This window comes from Mucilaginibacter sp., assembly GCF_028287845.1.
Lineage (GTDB): Bacteria > Bacteroidota > Bacteroidia > Sphingobacteriales > Sphingobacteriaceae > Mucilaginibacter.
In genome coordinates this window covers 1-5,029 of record NZ_JAQBOW010000096.1, presented here as the reverse complement: position 1 = coordinate 5,029, position 5,029 = coordinate 1, and the positions used below count along the sequence as shown (strand labels likewise).

Here is a 5,029-nt window from a genome sequence, read left to right as displayed (position 1 = left end):
CGTAAAGTACGCGGCATAACCAATAATGTAACCGGCGATGAATACATCCGCATGATTGCTTTGAGCCGTATTATGCTGCCTAATATTAAAAACATACAAGCCTCATGGCTTACCGTTGGTAAACAGGTAGCACAAATATGCCTTAATGCCGGTGCCAATGATTTTGGCTCTATCATGATAGAAGAAAATGTGGTATCTGCCGCTGGTGCACCGCATCGTTTTACAGCTAAAGGCATACAAGATTCTATTAAAGCTGCCGGTTTTGAACCTCAGCTGCGCAATCAAAAATATGAGTGGCGTGATGTGCCTGCGCAGTTAGAAGAGCAGGTGATAAATTATTAACCTTTCGATTAATGGAATCACCCGAACTGTATATAGAAGCCCTGGTTTTTGCCTCCGAACAAAGCATACGCGTAGAAGAGATCATGTATTGCTTACAAGCTTCGTTCGAACGTGATTTTTCAATTGATGAAGTAACCGAAAGTCTTGCTAACATCAAGGATAAATATACAAATGAAAACCTGGCGATAGAGTTGGTTTATCTTAACAATGGCTACCAGTTTTTAACCAAAAAAAATTACCACCCGGTTATTAGTTTGCTACAATTACAACGATCTAAAAAGAAATTGAGCCAGGCCGCTTTAGAAACACTGGCAATTATTGCTTATAAACAGCCCGTAACTAAAACAGATGTTGAACAAATACGCGGCGTAAACTGTGATTATTCGATACAAAAACTCCTGGAAAAAGAGCTAATAGCAATAAATGGAAAGTCTGAGGCCTTGGGGAAACCTATTTTATATGGAACAAGTCCGCTTTTTATGGATTATTTTGGGATAAATACTATAGAAGAATTGCCTCATATAAAAGAACTTACGGATAATTCAACCTCAATTGGCGAGCAGCAGGAATAAATTTCAAATGTTTTTTTTAATAAAATGATTTTAATTAATTTTACTAATAAATATCAGATACAGTTTTAAAGAAGATAATTTGCATTAAATTCGTTTAAGCATATCCTAAATTTAATTTTACTATATAATATTCAACCGAAATGGGAACGCCAAAAAAGAACGCAGACAAAAATATTCCTAAGAACACGGATGCGGAGGAAGATGATGATGATTTGGAAACAACACCAAAGAAAAAGGTAGTTGACGAGGATGAGGACTTTGATGGCCCACTGGACGATCTGGGTTTTGAAGACTTTGGCGACGATGACGATGACGACGATTTTTAATTGACCTGTTAAATAACGTACTTTAAAGCATCCGGAAATAACATCCGGATGCTTTTTTTATATTTTTACATCTCCCCCATGATCCTAACCGAAGTTAATGACAAAGCAAGTAAAAAAGCTTTTTTAAATACCGCCAGAAACATCTATAAAAATGATGATAACTGGGTATGCCCGCTTGATAATGATATTGAAGCTGTTTTTGATCCGCTTAAAAATAATTTTCATCAATATGGCAAATGTACCAGGTGGATTTTGAAGGATGATAATGGCAAGCTAATTGGCCGTGTCGCGGCCTTTATCAACAATAAAAAAGCTTTTAATTACGAGCAGCCAACCGGCGGCATGGGTTTTTTTGAGTGTATAGATGATGAAAGAGCTGCTTTTTTATTGTTTGACACCGCTAAAAAGTGGCTGCAGGATAATGGCATGCAGGCTATGGATGGCCCCATTAATTTTGGTGAGAATGATACTTTTTGGGGGTTATTGGTAGAGGGGTTTTCGCCACCATCATACGGCATGAATTACAACCCGCCCTATTACAAAGCTTTTTTTGAAAACTATGGTTTTAAAAAACAATATGAGCAAATAACCAATCATGTAGATATTATTAAACCCTTTCCAGAACGCTTTTATAAAATAGCCAAATGGGTTAGCCAGAAACCCGGTTATGAGTTTAAACATCTTGAAGCAAACAAAATAGAGCTATTCGCAGCAGATTTCTTAGAGATATATAATGATGCATGGGAGGGGTTTGAAAATTTTGTACCCATTAATTATAATACCATATTAGAAAGCTTTACTAAAATGAAGCCTATAATGGATGAGCGTTTAATAATATTTGCCTATGTAAATGGCGACCCGGCATCATTTAATATTGTTTTACCTGATGCTAACCAAATGCTTAAACCTTTAAATGGCAAGCTTAATTTAATTGGGAAATTAAAGTTTTTGTATTACAAATGGAAAGGCGTTTCGCGTATGCGGGCCATAGTTATGGGTACCAAGAAAAAATATCAAAACCACGGATTAGAATCAGCCTTATTTATAAAACTGGGCGAGTATGTGCTCCCGCTTAACCAATATAGCGTTTTAGAGCTATCATGGGTAGGCGATTTTAACGAAAAAATGGTTGCCCTACACAACTCCATGGGAGCTACCTTTGCAAACAAACATTTAACTATGCGCTATATTTTTTGATTGAGGTAAAAGCTTTAAGCAGAAAGTAAAAAATCTTTGATTAAATAAAATTAATAATGAAGAAAATAATTTTTCTTCATTATTTAAAAGCTTTAAGCTTAATTAGGCCGTAATTTTGTTATGCCTTAATTCTTCAAACAACTCAATAACTTTCTTTTGCAGATCAATGATCTCAATTTCCCGATCAGTTAATCTTTTATTAACTACTTCTAATTCGTTAACAAATTTTTGTTCCTGTTCAAGGTCATTAAAGGTAAGTAACTGAACTACCGACATTTCAAACAAATTTGAGATTTGCTCAAGACGCGATAAGTTAATATCAGTAATTCCGGTTTCAATCTTGGAAAAAGCAGGAATAGAAATATCTAACCTTTTTGCAACATCCTCCTGGCTCCATGCCTTTTGATGACGTAACAGTCTGATTTTTTTTCCTAATGACTTCATTTTTGTTCTATAAATAAGGATAAGGGTTTCTCAATAGTTAATAAAGTTACTGTTTTTTTTTAATTTCAAATAATTATTATAATATTTTATTTTTGAGCTCACTAAGATCGATACCACCAAAATTTCCAGAACTCATCATTAACAAATTAGTATTGGTCAAATTTATCTTTTCTAATTCGGTTAGCAATAATTTTGAATCGTTAAAAAAAGTTAAATTCTGCTTTAAAAAAGCGGCCTTAACTGTCTCTGCCGGATAGGGTTCTATCTTTTTCTGCTCAAAGGTTTTCTTGTCAATAAAAACCATGGCAACGTCTGCCTCATCCATAGTACCCGCGTATTGTGATAAGAAATCTTTATTCAGGCTGCTAAACGTATGCAGCTCAATACATGCTATCAATTTCCTGTTAGGAAACTGAGTTTTAACCGCGTGAATTGTGGCTTGCAGCTTTGATGGCGAATGGGCAAAATCTTTAAAAATATGAGCATTATTGCTTTTCCCAACTACTTCAAGCCTGCGTGCCGCACCCTTAAAAGTGGTAATGTGTTTATAAAAATCTGCTGATTTAATATTAAGACTTTCGCATACCAGGCGTGCCGCTTCCATATTCAGCAGGTTATGTTCACCAAAAACTTCTAACGGATATTTTTTTCCATCTGCAATAATTGTAGTAACGCCGTTTTCAATGGTATAATCCGGTAAAGCATAAGGTTCCCTATCAATTTCAGCATCACTATTTGTTACTACATTATTTAATATTTCATCCGTTTTTCTGTAAATAAGTTTTCCGTCGCTTTGTATGGTGTCTATAAAAATTTCAAACTGATCAATATAACTTTGAAACGTAGGGAAAACATTAATATGATCCCAGGCAATGCCGCTTATAACGCCAATATTTGCTTTGTATAAATGAAACTTGGGCCGCCTGTCTATCGGCGAAGCTAAATATTCATCGCCCTCAATAATAATTACCGATGCTTCTTTGGTTAGCTTAACCATAGTTTCAAAGCCCGCTAACTGCGCGCCAACAAGGTAGTCAAAATCTATTCCGGCAGCCTGCAGCACATGTAAAATCATAGAAGTTATGGTGGTTTTACCATGGCTCCCTCCTATTACTACTCTTAACTTATCTTTTGATTGCTCATAAATATATTCGGGGTATGAGTATACTTTTATACCCAGCTCTTGTGCTTTAACTAACTCAGGATTGTCTATACGGGCATGCATCCCTAAAATGATCGCATCAATATCGGCAGTTATTTTTTCGGGGTACCACCCGTTCTGCTCCGGTAGTAAACCATATTTACTTAAACGCGAAACAGATGGCTCAAACAACACATCATCTGATCCGGTAACTTCAAATCCTTTTTTATGTAAAGCAATGGCAAGATTATGCATTGCGCTGCCACCTATGGCTATAAAATGTACCCTCATGTAATTTACAGGTTATGCTTTTATTAAAGTGCAAATAAACGCAAAAAACAGTTTGCTTAACAAAAGAATCATTTTAGTAACAACACCGGCACAGCAGCGCTTTCTGCTAACCGCTGCGAAACGCTATCATGCAGTATCGACTGGAAAAAGCTGTATTTATGTGGTAAGGCTATAACCAACTGTGCATTATTATCTGCAGCAAATTGTAAAATACCATTAATAACATTCTGATTGTTGATGTAATAATATTTAGGATGATATTGTTTTAGCATACCGTGTAAAACGGTTTCTTCCGCCCTGCGTTCGGCATCACCGGCAAGGTGTTTAGTTTCATTATCAATATTCACTATTAAGAGCTCGAATTTTTTCCTATCCAACAGCTTTTTCAAAGCTTCTAACGGTACAGTTTCTTTAACCTTATTAAAATCGCAGGCTACCACAATACGTTCTATAGTTTTGAAATTATAAGCCGGCGGCACAACTATTACAGGTACCGGGCTGGCTTTTGATATGTTTACAACATGGCTACCGATGTGAGAATCGTCTTTACTGCTATTTCCCTTGCTGCCTAAAATAACCACATCAACAATTTTAGCCACAACGTTTTCAACAACAGCACGTAACAAGTGCGAACGGTTTAAATGAGTAGTAATTTTAACCCCCTCTCTAACCAACTTGCTTAATTTATGCTTTAAATGCTCTAATTTTTTTATGCG

The 5,029-nt window shown here is 36.0% G+C and carries 6 protein-coding genes and 1 pseudogene; 4 read left to right on the top strand and 3 right to left on the bottom strand.

Annotated features, from left to right (window positions below):
- The 4 genes and pseudogenes from JWP71_RS09325 to JWP71_RS09310 all read left to right on the top strand — a co-directional run.
- Positions 1-342 (top strand): annotated as a pseudogene (locus JWP71_RS09325) (dehypoxanthine futalosine cyclase); the annotation flags it as partial.
- An 11-nt stretch (positions 343-353) separates the two neighbouring features.
- On the top strand, positions 354-914 hold the full coding sequence (gene scpB / locus JWP71_RS09320) for an SMC-Scp complex subunit ScpB (RefSeq protein ID WP_299498979.1): 561 nt from the start codon (positions 354-356) through the stop codon (positions 912-914).
- 140 nt (positions 915-1,054) lie between these two features.
- Positions 1,055-1,240 carry a hypothetical protein gene (locus JWP71_RS09315; protein WP_299498976.1) on the top strand — a complete coding sequence of 62 codons (186 nt, stop codon included), beginning with the start codon at positions 1,055-1,057 and terminating at the stop codon, positions 1,238-1,240.
- A 78-nt stretch (positions 1,241-1,318) separates the two neighbouring features.
- Positions 1,319-2,437 (top strand): GNAT family N-acetyltransferase, encoded by a 1,119-nt coding sequence (locus JWP71_RS09310; RefSeq protein ID WP_299498973.1) that lies wholly within the window; start codon positions 1,319-1,321, stop codon positions 2,435-2,437.
- Positions 2,438-2,539: 102 nt separating this feature from the next.
- Here the strand turns inward: JWP71_RS09310 and JWP71_RS09305 are convergent, their stop codons facing one another.
- From JWP71_RS09305 to JWP71_RS09295, 3 genes are all read right to left on the bottom strand, one after another.
- A complete protein-coding gene (locus tag JWP71_RS09305) occupies positions 2,540-2,881 on the bottom strand; it encodes a helix-turn-helix transcriptional regulator (protein WP_299498970.1) in 342 nt (113 codons plus the stop codon).
- A gap of 76 nt (positions 2,882-2,957) precedes the next feature.
- Positions 2,958-4,313 carry a Mur ligase family protein gene (locus JWP71_RS09300; protein WP_299498967.1) on the bottom strand — a complete coding sequence of 452 codons (1,356 nt, stop codon included), beginning with the start codon at positions 4,311-4,313 and terminating at the stop codon, positions 2,958-2,960.
- Between the two features lie 68 nt (positions 4,314-4,381).
- Positions 4,382-5,029: universal stress protein (locus JWP71_RS09295; protein WP_299498965.1), on the bottom strand; the 648-nt coding region annotated here is incomplete at its 5' end.